The organism is Njordella aestuarii, from assembly GCF_056494165.1.
In genome coordinates this window covers 5,485,276-5,499,898 of the sequence record NZ_CM151397.1, presented here as the reverse complement: position 1 = coordinate 5,499,898, position 14,623 = coordinate 5,485,276, and the positions used below count along the sequence as shown (strand labels likewise).

Below are 14,623 nucleotides of genomic sequence, written 5' to 3'. Positions count from 1 at the left end.
AATCGAAATAGGGAAGCCTCAATAATAATCTCCGTGGCATGATTATAGGCAACGCCAAATTGCGATTCCTGATTGCTGCACTTCGATTTACCAAGTTTGGCTTATCCTGACAAAGAATCAACTCAAACTATGGCCGCAAGTAAATTAAAAAAACTACGAGCCGGTGATCGCCCAGAAGCCATTTCGCCTGTCGCATCGATGCGCAACTGGCTTATTGGTTACGAGAATTACCTGCGCAGCGAATGCCATTTGGCTGATAATACCATCGCTGCCTATGGTCGCGACCTCCGAAGATATGAAGAATGGTTGAAGGGACGCGATCCCAGCCGCATCGGGATCTCGGATCTTACCGATTTTCTTTCCTTCCTAAAATCGGCCAAACTAGCGGCCGCCAGCGTCGCCCGGCACGTCGTTGCAGTGCGAATGTTTTACAAGTACCTCCAGCTAGAGTCCGCAATCGTCGACAATCCCGCGGAACTCCTAATGCTTCCGAAAATGTGGCAGCGAGTTCCTAAAGTCATGTCGACGGCGGAGGTTGATCGTTTCTTGCGGGCGCCGTCGCGATTCGATCCGCTTTATTTACGCGATCGCGCGATCCTGGAGTTAATGTACGCCACCGGCTGTCGTGTCTCCGAGGTTAGCGACATGCTGCTGATGAACGTTCGCTTGGACGAAGGCTATTGTTTAGCCGAAGGTAAAGGTCGCAAGCAACGCATGATTCCGCTGGGCCGAAATGCCATCGTTGCGATCCGAGAATATTTGACCGAACAACGACCGAAGCTAGCCCGCGGGCGTGATGCATCGATCGTTCCGTGGGTTGTACTTTCGCGCAGCGGGCGTCGACTCCGTCGCGAGGCGATTTGGGAATTGGTTAAGCGGTACGCCTTGCGAGCAGGTGTAAACGTCGAGATCTCTCCTCACACGATGCGTCACTCATTTGCAACACATTTGTTAAAGGGCGGAGCCGACTTGAGGATCATCCAAGAGATGTTGGGGCACGCAAGCATCCAAACGACTCAGATCTACACGCAAGTCGAGAACTCGCGGCTCAAGAAAGTACACCAGATGTACCACCCGCGAGCTTAATCGAGCGATGAGCCCGAGTATTGACTAAGGCTGCTTACGGGGCGGAGCAAATTTAATGCGCTCGACCAACCGTATAACTTCGCTGTTGCTGTCACGATAGCCAGTGACCGATGTGATCGCCTGAATTACGAACTCATAGCGCAAGTTGTAATCAAGATCGATTTCAACTTCCGGACCTTCTTCACCCGACGGTCCCGACTCGCCTCCAGTCAATTGTAAAATGTAGCCTCGTAAGCTCTGGAAGTCGGTACCGAATGATCGATTGTCATTCACGGTAATGTCGGACAAATTGCCGTCGGCATCCGCCTTCAATCGCAGCTTGATTGGCAAGTCCATGTTCTCGTCCGTCGTGCCGCTGCCTTGATTAGCCAGGGGCATGCGGACGCTAAAGTCGCCTTCCTGCGCTGCGATCTTAAACGTCATCACGAAGAAGATAAGTAACAGGAAAACGACGTCGATCATCGACGTTAGTTGTAATTCCGCGCGGTCCAATCCACTTTTGCTGCGAATCTTCATAGATTTCTAACTCGGATCTTCTTCTTTGACGCGTAGAGCAAAACTCTCGAAGCCAGCATCTTGGCACTTAGTGATCAAGTCCTGAACTTGGCCGCCCGAAGCGTTCTTGTGGGCACGGATGATGACATTGCCATCCTTTGCCTGTTTTCCCGACGATTGCAATACACTTCTCTCAGTGTTCAGCAAAGGACCAATCGCTTCAACACTCGTGACATTCGCACCCATATAAATGGTGCCATTGGTATCCAAGTTGATAACAATCGGAAACTCAACTTTGCCCTCGGCTGGCTTAGCAAGTTCGCTTTGCGGCAAGGAAACTTTTTGATTCTGCTCGTCGACAGAAAAGTTTACCAGCACCATAAAGAATGCAATCAACTGAAACACCATGTCAATCATGGGTGTCATGTCAGCTTCGGCGATTTCTTTGCTGATTGAATTCTTGAGACGCATAATATTTCAAAACGTGAGTCGAGTAACGCGGTCTAGCGAATGGATTCGGAGAAACGATCAAGCATTACTTCGCCTTCGTTTCCTGCGGCGGCCACCATTCGTTGCAAACGACTCTTCAAGAGGTTGTAAGCGATGATCGCAGGAATCGCAAGAATCAGTCCCACCATCGTCGTATAAAGTGCGGTCTGGATGCCTCCTGCAAGCTCTGAAGGCTTGGGAGTCTGCTGGCTGTTCGCGATTTTGCCGAACGAGATGATCATCCCGTTAACTGTGCCTAACAAGCCGACCATCGGCGCGATGTTGCCGATCAACGCAAGGTAGCCAAGCTTATGTTCAAGCTTCATTGTCTCATCTTCGCCGACAACTTGCATCGCTTCCATCGCTTGTTGTTTGCCTAACGAAAGCTTGGTAAGTCCCGCGCTGACAATTTGACCCAGAAAAGATTCATCAGCTCGCACCAAGTCAACCGCGGCTTGCGGGTCGCCGGCTTGCAGGCTTTCGTCAACGCCTTGGATCAGGTCTGGCGGAACGAAGCTTCCCTTTCGTACAGCCAGGATGCCCATCACCAAAAGAGCAACCAACAAAAAAGACATGATCAAGAACGCGAAGAAGTAGATCGGTCCCAAATTGTTATAGAACGCAAAGAGCACATTCTCTTCACGTACAGTGGTCTCTTCCGTAGCGCCGTCCTGTGCCCATAAGGAAGACGCGGTGCTGGCTACGATTGCGACGACCGCAAAACCGTATCCGAGAATGGTCGAAATGTTGCGAGCTAAGGTTCTTGGAATGCTAACTGAGACCACACTGGCTTCCTTCAAAACTACGGTTGTCGAATCGTTTGACTGATTTAGGGAGTTATCTAAAAACTGCGAGCAAGTTTATACAAAAATACACTAGGTGTGTTTTTGATTCTTATTTTTGATGGCAAAAATTGTCACGTCTTACAAGAACTACTTTCTGGCCCAAATGCTGGCCGCGTAGCGTTCCTTTAACCTACTTCGTGCCTCAATTGATTTCTGCGGATTCCCAGTCTTTTCCCATAAAATCCCCAGTTGGTAGAGTGCTTCGGCGTGATTATCGGCATCGCCCGAAAACATAAGGTCCGTGTGCAAGTAGGCCAGTTTTGCTTCGGCCAGCTGCGATAATGCCAAATGAGCTTCGCCAAGTGTGTTGTAGATCTCACCAAAAAGCAAAATGTCAGCCGAGTCGCTGGTCGAAACCAACTTGAGCAGCTTATCGACCGCTTCTTGAGGAGAGCCTGCGACGATCTCCGCACGGATCGAAGCGACGGTTGCGAGTTTCTGGTAGCGTTGGCTCTCCGCATCGATAGCCGATGCCGCTACGATCTTGTCGAACTCTGCTTTTGCCTCGGCGGCTTTACCCTGAGCTAACGTTGCCGACCCGACAAGGTAACTACTTTTTAGTTTGTACGCGGGAAAAGGTGCGTTTCCAATCGCCGAAAAATACTTGACGGCCTCGGCATGCTGGCCAAGTCCCACAGCGAGACCGCCCACAATTTCGCACAACTCATAAAAATGGTGTGACTTTGGATTCGACTTTGCAAATGCAAGTAACGCTTTTACAGCGGCAGTGCTATCACCTTGTCCCGCGAGAGCAAGTCGACCAGCAATAGCACCTCTATAATATGCGTAGTCATTCTTCACTGCTTCCGACTTAAGCGAAGCCGCTGCTACCGCTTTAATTTGCTGTTCTGCTTGATCAAGCTGATTTTGCGCTAAAGCTTCTTTGGCTCGTGTGAGATCGTTCGGTTCACCATCAAATTCAACAGTTGAAATATCGATCGTCGGGACGTTCTGGGCTTTGCCCCGCACGGTAATTGAAATTTCATTAGGCGAAGCGTTTGTGATTTCACCCGTTAAAGTCGTTCCTGAGACTAATCGAACTTTATCTTGTTGCGCAAACGTTTGAACTGCCGAACTGGCTGACAGGATGAGAGAAAGCAGCAAAACGCTCAACGAGCGATGTGTGGCTTTGACTGGGCAATGCATTGTGAAAACCTTCTAGCTAACAATCGATTTTAAGTGAACTCGGATGCGAAGGCGTGTGTGCAAGTGTGGTCGCTCGATCAAACATTTGCAACGCCATCTATAACGAAGTGAAGTATTACCGGAAAGCGTTGAGGCCAATTGGGGGCTTGCCTAACTCCGTTTGGATAGCTTTCGTCAGGTCCTCAAATTTCTTTTTGGTGTCATCACCTCCTAAAGTTGGGTAGGTGATAAAAGTTGATCGAATATCGCCGATGGCAGCTTCCAAGCCTTTTGTCTTCTTGGCAGGATCTGCTTCCGTACGAGCCGCCGCAGCGCGGCAAACGGCCAACTGCAATCTTGCATTGAAGAAATACTGTTCCAAGTTCGCTTGGTTTGCGGTCCGTTGTGAAAGTCGCCCCCAACCCCAAACGATGTTTTGGTTCTTCGGCCCAGGTTCGGCACCGAACATTGCATTTCGAAGTTTGTCCGCATCGGTGTTCTTGGACCAGTCTTGATAATTTTGAGCCGCTTCCACTTGAGCTAGCAGCATCATGTTGTTGGACCGCAGAACGTCTAAATAGAGTGATGCTGCTTTGTCGTACTGACCGCTGGAGCTATACGCAGACGCTAGGAGTCGCTGTACATCTTCCAGCTTTACATTTAATTGCTGCAGAGCTGAAGCGTCACCTTTCACTAATTGAACAAGTTTTTCATACCCTTTGACCGAATCGTCCGCCATCTGCGTTGAAAGCGCGGCGACATTTGCATCTTGACGGATGCCATTTGACAAATCGAGCAAAGTCTTCGAACTCCATTGCAGGACTGTGGCGTCCTCGCTGACGGAGATCAATTGTGATAGCAACAATCGCAGACTGTTGCCTAGTTTTTGCTTGTCGGCGGAAGACTTTGCGTCATTGAGTTGGGCCTTGAGTTCGTTGGCAAGCACGATGAGGGCGCGCGTCAGCAAGGCTGGTTCTGCGCCATCCTCCTGAGCAACGGCCTGCATTTTCGCGACTAGTTCTTGAATCTTAGTCGGATTCAGAGCCGCGCCGTTTGCTGTTGCGTTTGCGACTTCGGTTTGAAGTGCGAGCCGCAACGATTCCATTTTTGTTCCAGAGCTCAGTGGAATGGAACTGTTAGATGTCACGGCCAAAGGACCGATTTCTGCTTTTTCGAGTGTTGCCAATGCCTCTTTCGTGCGGTCAGTGCGCAAGTAAATATCAGTGAGTGCATTGGCGGCTTGCATGGCTCGCTCATCTAAAGTCGAAGCATCCAAACCCTCGAAACCTTCACGCAACAGATTCTCCACGCGTTCTCGCAATTCAATGATGGCCGGACTGTCCGCCGCGCTTGAACTGTTCTTTGCCTCGGCGATAGCCGCTAAAAAGTCCTTTGCGTACAATAAAAAACCAATATCACGTTGTGTTTGCGCCGCAATCTTTGGCGACGAATTTTTTAGGTACGTGATCGCTTTTTCGGCATCTTCGATTCGATTTTCCTGCAGCGCGAACTGAAGAACTGTCGTAGCTGCACTTGTTGAAACATCTGTGTTAGGCCATGTTTCAAGAGCGTACGAAGCGAACTCTTGCAACGCATGAATCGGCTTGCTATCCGCATCGCTTTGATCCAACAATTGACGATAATGATACAGCGCGATCTGGGCACCATTCATCCCCATTTCGGTACCAGGATTCGTCCGCGCAGTCAGATCGCCCATGGTAGCCGCGTTCCAGTGATCTTCTGCAGTGTGGCTAAGGTAGGCTGAGCGAAAACGAGCCGTTGCCAATTCTTCACGGCTATCTTCTTTGGCATTGAACAGCTCAAACGAACGCCGATAAAGTTCGATAGCTTGTGTGCGCGAGAGTTCCGTACTTGCCAGAGCTTTAGCGATCTGATCTTGAAGGCCCTGATTACTTGGCTGAGCTTTCAGTTGATTTTCGAGAATCTGCACCGTTAACTTATCTTGACTGATTTTTGTCACACGATCGTTGGCTTCTTTATTCGCTTCGGCAAAAGTTCGCACCCGAGGAATTTTTGCATCCTGTGGAGCACCGAGCTCAACGCCGTACTTAGCTAACATCGTTCGGGATTTGTCCCCGACGGGCCCCTGAAGCCGAGCCAGTTTCTGAAGTTCATCGCGGATGTCCTTGGTCAAGACGCGTGCGCGACCTTCTTCCTGTGGATTGTTCTCCAAAGATGCAACCCAAGCATCTTTTGCTTCTAGAGTAGCCAGTTGCAATTCTTGCCACTCCGGTGCAGCTTTCTCAAGGTCGGTCGCTTGTTTAAGCAGCGTTTCACCACGCTGCACTGCCGTTTCGTACTTGCCACTTTCTTTGCTGGACAACAGTTTAACCAGACTCGCGGTTGCACGAACTTGCAACTGACGGAGCACGCCGCCTTCATTGAGATCTGCAACACGCAATAAACTTTCGGTTGCCTCGTCGACCTTCTTTAATGCCGCTTGTGACTGACCGCGATATAGCACACTCAAATAGTAAGTGCCCGCTTCCGCAGTACGCGACGCTTTGCTACTGACTTCATTGAATTGCTGTTCCGCCTTTGCCATCCAAGACTTGAACTCAGGAGAATCCTCTGGCGAAGCTTCAGCGATGTACTTCCGAGCCAAGCCGATCATGATTTGAGACTTGCGGTAATCTTCTTGCATCGCTTCGCGCCGAGCCAGCGCGACGGTGTCTTTGGGGTCGATGTTCCCGCCCAGCATTGCTTTGAGTGGCTCGAGCATCTCTTGCACGCCATTTGTAAAAAGCGACTCCGCTTGCTGAAAGGCTTTGCGGGCTGTAGCCAGCAACGTGTCCTTTTCTGCTTGATCAAGCGTTCTGGTCGCAGCCTGTTTGGCCTGGTCTCCTTGCAGAATGTACAGATCGGCGAGCCGTATTCGAGCTTCGCCACGTCGAGGATGATTTGCTTTTTGAGCCAGGAAAGCCTCGTAGCCCTTCTGGACTTCCGCAATGCGCTGCTCGCGTTTGTCGGGGATGTTGATCGTCGCAAGTTCCTTTTGCAACACATCCAGCTTGAGAAGAGAGAAATCTTCCTTCAGCTCTTTTGGCAGGAGATTGTGCTTTTCGATGTAGTTCAAATAATCGGCGGCGGCATCGTAAAGCTGTTCGTTCTGCAACAGATTCAAAAATTGTTCTACTGGTTCTGCGCCGTACGTTGAACCGCCCAAAAGTGCGGTCAAGGACATAGCGACGGTGGCGATCGATTTCCGCATATGTAAATTCAAAAAATGTCTGATCCTGGAAGACCAGGAAAAGGTTGAAAACAGATGAGTAATCCTACGGCACGCACGCGACGTACGTACAATAATGGCACAAAGCGTTGAACTGCTTCACTATGATGAACATATCGCCAATCAAGTGTCGCAGTACAGCTAGCCGAGCAGCAGACAAGTTCGTATCTCGTTGCGGCGTCTTTTGGGACGCTGCCATGCGAGATAGCGATAGTTTAATCTGTCGCTCGCCTTCGGACGTTGTTTCGTACGCTTCCCGGTTGCAAGGGGTGCGGCGAAATCGCCCAGAACTAAAGTATAGCACGCCTGGGAGACGAAACCGAATAACGTAAATACTTCGTTGTTAGCTGCTTTTTCCGTTCATTCTAATTTTGCCGGTGCGGCAATCGCCGAATCCAAGCCCAGTTTTTTGATGAGAATGGTTGATTTGTGAGATTATCTCGAGAGCGTTGGTACAACACAGACGGGCAACGAGAGCTTTCCCAACGCGTTCGAGTCGAATCGGGCGGAATGCGTCGCGTCATTGCTCTTTCAGTTCTGCTCGCCCTCGTCCTGATGTGCATGCTGCAACTGCAGGAAAAAGATAAGTATGAACCTGTCTTTCAGGCAATCGGATTAGCGCCCATCACCAAACCCGCTTCTTCGCCACGATCGGAATTGATTGACGATGACTTGCCAGCGTCCGAGCTTGAAAAAGAAACGCCGGCCGAGTTTTCTGCGCTTCGGATTTGGACGGCCTTATTAAACAGCGCGTCTAAAGACGAACTGAACAAAATATGCATCTTTCTCTTTTCTCATCCAACGACCGAATCTCAAGCCACGCTACCTGATGTATGGCTTGCCAAAGTAGATGACCTTCTGAACGCCTGGTCTGACGCAGTCAAAAATCAGGATTTGGGGGACAGTTCCGACCTGTCGTCCTTCATTTCACAGTGGGAGAAGTTCCGCTCCAATCCAACCGAACCCCTCGACGATTCGCAAGATGCCGCTGAAAGTTACTCCTTTTTTCGGTTGTTCAAACTCGCCGTTGACAAAAAACTGCTCACGGGCATCGTCGACGCATCGAGTTGGCAGTCGACTGAAACGTTGCCCTTTGCCAGAACGTTACAACGTGGGAGCGCGGCGAAATTAATTCTGGATGAAGTTAATCCAACAGAGGCTAGCTCGTTCGTTTCCGCGTTGCCGCTCGTAGAACTTCCATTGCTCACGAAACAACCCGAAGTGGTCCGAGGCAGGCTCGTCCGTGTCCGAGGCTATGTAGTCAGAGCCGATAAGAAGCCGGTTACCAAACTGACCAGACTGGGGGCTGCTTCCTATCATGTTTTGTGGTTGAAGCCCGAACAAGCGAGCAATGTTCCGTTTTGCGTTTACTTGTGTGCGGAGGATGAAGACGCTGACTGTCCGCTGCCCGTCGACGAAGAAAATATTGTCGAGTTGGCGGCTATTCCGTTAAAAAGGCTCGCGTATGCATCCGAAAGTGGAATCCAGGTAGCTCCGGTGCTGGTTGGTACTGGCTTCCAGTTGGCTGCTGAAACCGCGGTGAAGACAGATGTCGCTTCTGCCTTTGCGGCGCGCCTTCGTCAACAAGATCCCATGTTGTTGCCCACCAGGAATGTACGCGAGGCATTTGCAGAACCATGGCTTTCCCCAAGTGAGCGGATCGCGAAAAAGCAGGTTGTCGAGAGTTTGGTCTTGGCCCCATTACGAGAATTTAATCAACAGGCTACTTCCTTAGATACAATTCGAAACGGCGATCTTGAGGCGGACGTTTTGCGGTCGGTCGTGGCGATCGTTAACGGACTGGAGCGAACGGCGAAGGTGGGTATTGATCCGGCTTTGCTTGGTAATGACATTCCCAATGGTTCATTTGCAAGCGCCGCAGGGCTTGTTAATAAGGTCGATTCGATTCCACTGCCAAGCGAGCTGGCCGAGGGTGTTGGCTTCAAGCAGCTTTATCGCTTGCAGGTTTTGCCTGACTCCAATGAGAGTGACCGCAATACGCCCGACAAAACGAAGACATTGTTCGTCCCAAGTATTCCTGATTCGTGGAAAGGAAAGTCCGAGACGCGACAATATCTTCAGTTCCATGGGCTGCGCATTCACCAGGGCGGAAATGACGAGTTCTGGTGCGCCGATCGAATCTCTTGGGTGATTCCCGATGACTTACCATCCGAAGAATTGGATGATCTATCGCCAAGAATTGCGCCGGAGTTGTTGCCGCTAGTGAAGGTTGGCTGGGATTTCAGTTGGCTTGATCTGATCCGCAGTCGTCAGAAAGCTGCTATTCAAGACGACGAATCCGAAGCGTTCTATACGTTTATCGCGGCTGCAGCCAAGGATGAGACGGTAACTCGCGGAAAAATGTCGAGCGTGCCGGAATGTTTGAGCGATCCAGACGCAAAGATAGGGTTTCCCATTCGCGGCAGCGTGAGGACGGTTCGCATTACCCGCATTGCAGTCACGGATGCACGTACCGCCAAACTATTGGGTAGTAGTCAGTATTTTGAAATAAACACGTTGGCCGATATTGGCGACGGCGCAATTCGCCTGGTCGGCAGCGACAAGGAAAATACAATTCTGTTTGTCGGGGAGTTTCCATTGACCATTGTATGTCGGGACTTACCGAGCCAACTGCTGCCACGCGAAACTGTCGGGGATGTTCAAAACGTCGTTGATGGTTCCGAGTCTTGGTATATCTCTACACCGCTTAAGTTTGAAGGGCGTTTCTACAAACTCTGGGCTTACAATTCCAAACAAACGGATGCTCAAGTCGACGGGGATGCACGCCAAGTTGCGCCTTTGGTCATGGCGAGCCATTTGACGGTGATTGATGAGATCGGTGATGCTGCTTCCAGGAATATTGTAAACATGTCGTTTACAATTATTGGAATCATTGTCATCACCGCGTTTGCTATAGCTCGCTTCATGGCATATCAAAAAAGCGCACGAAAAAACGCTCGAACCAAAATTTAGTTCGAGCGTTATTCGAAATCGACAAGTTATCGATTGTCTAGAGAACTAGTCAACCAACGGATTCTTCTTTGGCATCAACTGTTCAGCACGAGTCACTAAATAACGCAATGTTAAGCCATCAATGGTCTCGGATAGGAAGTGAGTGCTGCCGTCGGAGAGAGCAAGGTTGACTCCACCCGTGTGGAACGAAAACGGCTCGTCGTTAGGACCGCAGTTGTTCTTGGTCCAAGGGCAATTGTTCTTATCAAAAGTGCCAGTACCGTTATTCGGTCCGCCCAGCGGCGTTTTCGACTGGTTAACGAATGCGGTTGGAACGATTCCGCTGCTGTATGGAGGACCCGAAACTCCGGAGCCGGCAGCGTCGGAGTCCGCCCAGCGGTGAACAGCGTAATAAGTCAGGTCTGTTGGAGCACCATCGCCAGGAGCACATCCATATCCAAAGCCAGCTACGCAGGTCGGACTCTTTCGCTTGGCTGCAGTGTTCCATCCCTGTGTTGCGTGGGTTCTACCAGCGTCTTCAATGATCGCGATGGTATTCGAAGTACCGTCAGTGATTGCAGAAATATTTGCATTGTAAAGGCTCAACGCACCGTCTTTAGAGGTTCGCTTGTCACGAATTCCCACAGGACCATAACTTGCGTTGATGGCAGGACCAGGGCTAATGTCGGTATAACATGTAGCGTAGTAGTCAAGAGAGCCGAAGCCTTGGGGATCTTGAACGTCAGCGACCGGGTTTGAAGGGCACGTATAAATTGGAATCTCGGTACGCGCTGTACCGATATTGCCATAGTTAGCATCGTTAGGATTAAAAACGCCAGCAGGGTTTCGACTAGCTCGAGTATCCATGTACTCGAATGCAAAATCGTATTGGTTGTAGATCGCAGTTTGCTCAATGTATGGCAAAATCCCGAGGAAGACGCTCACTGAGTTATCGAGTTGACCACGGCCGTTGGTGAACTTGCCTGCCATCGTGAAATCACCTGTCCCTGAAGACAGATAGTTGGAAAACAAGATCGGCTCGATACCTTCTCCGGCTGTAGGTAGCTTGCGGTAAGCACTCTCGTATCCAAGAATGCCGATGCCCATTTGCCGAGTATGATTCGAGCATTGCATCCGCCGGGCGGATTCGCGTGCCTGTTGAATGGCTGGAAGAAGCAATCCGGCCAAGATACCGATGATTGCAATGACCACCAAGAGTTCGACCAGCGTAAAAGCTCGCTGTTTAGCGTAATACTTACGCGACATAAAAATATCTCTCCAAATGAGTGATTGATATCCGCCTGCTTGTGACACGATCGTCTTCGCTCGCAGGAAAACCAAAAAAACCGAAAACTTGAGAAGCACATTGATCCAGAAGTCAATCATGTGTTCGGTTGGCTTTCGCCTTGTGCCACTTAAGTTGCAGAGAGAATATGAAGGTGATGGCTCTTCTGAAATGGCTTTCACCGTAATTGTTTGTTAAGACAATGTGAATCGATTAAGCGAAGCTAAGGCAAAAAAAAAGATCTGGTTAAGAAATAGCGGGAGGCGTGAGAGGCAACAGGCAATCTTGCCGGTTAAGGTGACTTTGAAGCTCATAACAAGATCAGCATGGCCTGATGCACAACAGGGATTGCTGGCTTAACTTCTTGGAATCTTCATATTGCGGCAATCGAAAGAGTTTTTGGTTGCTGACATCGGGAATGTCGCAAAAAGACGGGAGCAATCAGGCTGTTCGAACGACGTGATCACGCGCACTCGTCCGCCAAACAGGCTCTGCAACCATCGATGCTCGCAGCCGTCCAATGCGGTCATTGCTAGGAACGATTGGGGCCAGAATCCGAATGGGACAGCAGCGTAAATCGAGAATCCGATCTCGGTCATTGTCCAGAAGCACTGCCGGTTTTAAAAGATTCGTTCGGCAACTGCGTACTACGGTGGCGCAGACGTCGTTCTCCAAAGTCACGCGTGAGCCAATGGGGTAGATCGCTGCCGACTCCAGAAACGCGCGTACGGCTCGCGTACATAGCCGTCCATGATTGGCGTGAAACAATAAACAATTCATGGCATCTGCCGGGACGATACCCATCTGAGAGCCAATCGGTTCAGTCAAGCTTAGGTAGATATCTGCTACATTCAAAATGCGTGCGAGAGGATGGATACGGGACGAATTCAGGCCGAGCGGAAATCCTTTACCATCAAGCTCTTCGTGCACTTGAGTGATCAGTAGCCGCGAAAGTGGCACAAGTCCTCGAACATTGCCAACCAGCTTACTACTACGAATCGGGTGTTGAAGGTAGCAATCTATCGATGTAACGTCGCCGTCATTCCTGCTGATCGCTTCCTGGTTTTCAGGTTCGAACAGCGATAGGTCGTGGAACATGCCCGCAATTCCTAAAGAGAGGATATCATTCGGGCTTGCATCCATTGCGACTCCAAGAGCAACCGACAAGGCTGATAGCTTTACCGACCGAGTCAGGAGGGCAGAGCTATACTGGGACGACAGATCAAGCTCTCGCGTAAACAACGTCGACAGGAACGCAGCCAAGTCATCCTGGCAATCATTGCTAAAACGATGGATCGATTCTTCTAAGATTTGAGAGTTCGCTGAACGACCTTCAAGCAACGCATTGACGGTTGACTCTAACGCTCGAACTGTATTGTTGAAGTTGGTCTCGATTGAGACTAGCGTTTCGGGATCGAACGGACGCGTCTGTTCGGCCACCGACACTTCTTCGCTAGCGCTCAGACTGATTGCGTCTTCGTCAATGAGCAGCCAGTTTACGTCTCGCGACAGCAAGTGATCGATCGTCCCTTGGCTAACCACTTCGCCAGAGGGCACAAGCAGTTTGCCGAGATCGTCATAGAGATCGTAGGTCAGCGACGAACCGGCCGTTAGCGACGAAATCGCGACCTTCCAACGGCGTTTTTTTCGATTGCTGGTTTCAGACAAATTTAACCTGCATCAAAATAAAGGTCTACATTGCAAGGGCATCACATTCTGGCCGAACCGGGCTTCGAAAAGGATTTCCGTCACAAAGGAACACAATGCAAGCTTACGACTATCAGCTGGGGGGATGCCGAAATTTTGCACATTTGAATGCTTCGGTATTACGAAACTCATGCCTAAAACGGCAGTACAACTCGCACGATCGCGCCATCCGACGCTCGGTTGTCGGCAAATTTCCGCAGATTCGGCGCGATGAAAGCAAAAACGACGATTCGAAATCGCCCCCAACTTCCTACAATAAATGAGGATTTGTCGCGCATGCGACAAGTGTTTTACACGTGCGTTTCTCTATGAGTCAGATTTGATTTATGTCGATTGACCGTCGAACTTTCCTCAATCGTACCATTCAGGGAGCCATTGCAGCTTCAGCAACTTCATTGGCCGCGCTCCCGTGCCCCGCTGTGCAATCGATCGCTGACTCCAGAAACCCAAACTGGTTGGCGGCAACTCGGAAAGGTTTGGACTATCTTGCCAGAACCCAATCTACTCGCGGCCAGTGGAATACGCCTCCCTATCCCACTGCTCTGTCAGCGCTGGCGGGAATTGCAATGCTATGCTCAGGATCGACGTCGACTCAGGGGCCTTACGCCAAGAATATTGCAAGAACTACCGACTTCTTGCTGACCAAAAGTCGCCCCAACGGTCTGATCGGCGAGCCGACATCGGACCAGCGATACACCTACGGTCACGGATTTGCCATGTTGTTCCTATCTCAAGTATTGGGTGAAGAAGGTGTGGCTGATCGGCGTGAAGAGATTTTAGAGGCTTTGAACAAAGCGATTGAGTTTTGCGGCAATGCCCAGACAGCCTCAGGTGGTTGGGGTTACGTCAGCGCTCGCGACGGAAACGACTACGACGAGGGCAGTACGACCATCACTCAGGTGCAAGGACTGCGCGGCTGCCGCAATGCAGGTCTAGCCGTGCCAAGCGAGATCATCGAGGCGGCAAAACAATATATGTATCGATGCCAAAACGAAGATGGCGGCATCAGCTACTCAAGCACTCAAATGGGGACGTCGCGTCCTGCAATTACCGCCGCATCACTGGCTGCACTCTACAACGCCGGCGACTACGACAGCAGCAACGTGCCAGAGATGCAAAGCTACTGCAAGGATCATTTGTACGACATCAATTCATCGGATGAATCGTTCGGACATTGGCATTATACTTATTTGTACTACAGCCAAGTCGTCTATCGCGAAGGAGACGAGCAATGGCTGCCGTTTCGCGCGCGGCTGTACGACAAGATTTCGAACGAACAACGCAGCGACGGATCGTGGGATGGACAAATAAATCCTGTCTACATCACCGCTTGCAGCTTGATCATGTTGCAAATCGACTTAGGCTATCTGCCGATATTCCAACGATAGC

10 protein-coding genes are annotated in these 14,623 nt (G+C 50.3%); 3 read left to right on the top strand and 7 right to left on the bottom strand.

Translation table 11 applies throughout. The features are described from left to right. The first annotated feature begins 129 nt into the window (after positions 1 to 129). Complete coding sequence (xerD, locus tag SH451x_RS21540) at positions 130 to 1,086, top strand: site-specific tyrosine recombinase XerD (RefSeq protein ID WP_479359204.1); 957 nt, start codon at positions 130 to 132, stop codon at positions 1,084 to 1,086. A gap of 24 nt (positions 1,087 to 1,110) precedes the next feature. Here xerD and SH451x_RS21535 read toward each other — a convergent pair whose 3' ends face one another. The 5 genes from SH451x_RS21535 to SH451x_RS21515 all read right to left on the bottom strand — a co-directional run bounded on the left by SH451x_RS21535 (position 1,111) and on the right by SH451x_RS21515 (position 7,272). Beyond that, a complete protein-coding gene (locus SH451x_RS21535; RefSeq protein WP_479359203.1) occupies positions 1,111 to 1,602 on the bottom strand; it encodes an ExbD/TolR family protein in 492 nt (163 codons plus the stop codon). A 6-nt stretch (positions 1,603 to 1,608) separates the two neighbouring features. Then, the gene (locus tag SH451x_RS21530) at positions 1,609 to 2,052 is read right to left on the bottom strand and encodes an ExbD/TolR family protein (protein ID WP_479359201.1); all 444 of its coding nucleotides are present in this window, start codon (positions 2,050 to 2,052) and stop codon (positions 1,609 to 1,611) included. Positions 2,053 to 2,084: 32 nt separating this feature from the next. Then, positions 2,085 to 2,855 (bottom strand): MotA/TolQ/ExbB proton channel family protein, encoded by a 771-nt coding sequence (locus SH451x_RS21525; protein ID WP_479359200.1) that lies wholly within the window; start codon positions 2,853 to 2,855, stop codon positions 2,085 to 2,087. 147 nt (positions 2,856 to 3,002) lie between these two features. Next, positions 3,003 to 4,061: a tetratricopeptide repeat protein gene (locus tag SH451x_RS21520; protein WP_479359198.1), complete on the bottom strand. Its 1,059-nt coding sequence runs from the start codon at positions 4,059 to 4,061 to the stop codon at positions 3,003 to 3,005. A 115-nt stretch (positions 4,062 to 4,176) separates the two neighbouring features. Continuing rightward, entirely contained in the window at positions 4,177 to 7,272 is a 3,096-nt protein-coding gene (locus SH451x_RS21515) for a hypothetical protein (protein ID WP_479359197.1), read from the bottom strand. Between the two features lie 447 nt (positions 7,273 to 7,719). Between SH451x_RS21515 and SH451x_RS21510 the strand changes: the two genes are divergently transcribed. Continuing rightward, positions 7,720 to 10,263 carry a hypothetical protein gene (locus SH451x_RS21510; protein ID WP_479359196.1) on the top strand — a complete coding sequence of 848 codons (2,544 nt, stop codon included), beginning with the start codon at positions 7,720 to 7,722 and terminating at the stop codon, positions 10,261 to 10,263. 45 nt (positions 10,264 to 10,308) lie between these two features. Here SH451x_RS21510 and SH451x_RS21505 read toward each other — a convergent pair whose 3' ends face one another. Continuing rightward, complete coding sequence (locus SH451x_RS21505; protein ID WP_479359195.1) at positions 10,309 to 11,508, bottom strand: DUF1559 family PulG-like putative transporter; 1,200 nt, start codon at positions 11,506 to 11,508, stop codon at positions 10,309 to 10,311. Positions 11,509 to 11,968: 460 nt separating this feature from the next. After that, positions 11,969 to 13,195, bottom strand: a complete 1,227-nt coding sequence (locus SH451x_RS21500) for an HD-GYP domain-containing protein (protein ID WP_479359194.1) — start codon at positions 13,193 to 13,195, stop codon at positions 11,969 to 11,971. 365 nt (positions 13,196 to 13,560) lie between these two features. Here SH451x_RS21500 and SH451x_RS21495 point away from each other — a divergent pair, with 365 nt between their 5' ends. Beyond that, positions 13,561 to 14,622, top strand: a complete 1,062-nt coding sequence (locus SH451x_RS21495) for a prenyltransferase/squalene oxidase repeat-containing protein (RefSeq protein WP_479359193.1) — start codon at positions 13,561 to 13,563, stop codon at positions 14,620 to 14,622. The last annotated feature ends 1 nt before the right edge of the window (position 14,623 follow it).

Coding starts and splice junctions, on each gene's coding strand:
- xerD (WP_479359204.1), top strand. CDS start 130: ATGGCCGCAAGTAAATTAAAAAAACTACGAGCCGGTGATCGCCCAGAA.
- SH451x_RS21535 (WP_479359203.1), bottom strand. CDS start 1,602: ATGAAGATTCGCAGCAAAAGTGGATTGGACCGCGCGGAATTACAACTA.
- SH451x_RS21530 (WP_479359201.1), bottom strand. CDS start 2,052: ATGCGTCTCAAGAATTCAATCAGCAAAGAAATCGCCGAAGCTGACATG.
- SH451x_RS21520 (WP_479359198.1), bottom strand. CDS start 4,061: ATGCATTGCCCAGTCAAAGCCACACATCGCTCGTTGAGCGTTTTGCTG.
- SH451x_RS21515 (WP_479359197.1), bottom strand. CDS start 7,272: ATGCGGAAATCGATCGCCACCGTCGCTATGTCCTTGACCGCACTTTTG.
- SH451x_RS21505 (WP_479359195.1), bottom strand. CDS start 11,508: ATGTCGCGTAAGTATTACGCTAAACAGCGAGCTTTTACGCTGGTCGAA.
- SH451x_RS21495 (WP_479359193.1), top strand. CDS start 13,561: ATGTCGATTGACCGTCGAACTTTCCTCAATCGTACCATTCAGGGAGCC.